This is a genomic window from Vibrio sp. 2132-1 (assembly GCF_033344315.1).
On the sequence record NZ_JAWPON010000268.1, the window covers coordinates 1 to 749 of the forward strand.

The following is a 749-nucleotide window of genomic DNA, read 5'->3' on the forward strand; positions in this document are numbered from 1 at the left end:
GAATGTGGTGACAAAAATGATGGGCCTGATTTTGGCGGTTATCGGCACCCAAATGTTCATCGATGGTGCTGGCGAAGCCTACAAAACCGTATTTGCCTAACCCTCCCCGTATTTCCTATGTCCACGCTTGTGTTGCGTCACAAGTGTGGATTTTTTGATCTTTAGTTTTCACTTTCTAAGGCAGAAATACATAGACTTCACCTATCTCAATAATAAGAATAACCAATTGTTGCTAATGCACGAATTTCATTACTCTTTTCCGAGAAATTAATGGGGGAAACATGGCAACGAAAGCAATTGTAGTGGAAGGTGGAGCGATGCGCGGCGTCTTTGCCAGTGGCGTGTTAGACGCATTTCTAGAGCGAGATTATAAGCCATTTGATTTTGCGATTGGTGTGTCGGCAGGCGCATCTAATTTGATTGGTTATCTGACCGATTACCCGCACCGCAGTATAAATGTGATTACAAAGCTCGCGACCAGCAAGCGCTTTTTCGACCCGACCCGTTTCCTCAAAGGTGGCGATTTGATTGATGTAAAATGGCTGTTTGAAGAGTCCAACCGTTTGTATCCCGTCGATGAGAAAAAGCTTTTTGAAGGCATTCCTTTTTTTGCGGCCACCACTAATGTGGACACAGGTAAAGCGGACTACTATCGAGTGACGCGAGAAAATTTCCATCATGCGATAGAAGCGACAACAGCATTGCCGATTGCTTACAAACATACTCCGTGTTTTTCTGGTGGTTGTTAT

General features: G+C 44.3%; 1 protein-coding gene and 1 pseudogene. Both read left to right on the top strand.

The features are described 5' to 3' along the window. Positions 1 to 100 (top strand): annotated as a pseudogene (locus R8N47_RS24845) (MarC family protein); the annotation flags it as partial. Positions 101 to 281: 181 nt separating this feature from the next. Further along, positions 282 to 749: patatin-like phospholipase family protein (locus R8N47_RS24850; protein ID WP_318186059.1), on the top strand; the 468-nt coding region annotated here is incomplete at its 3' end.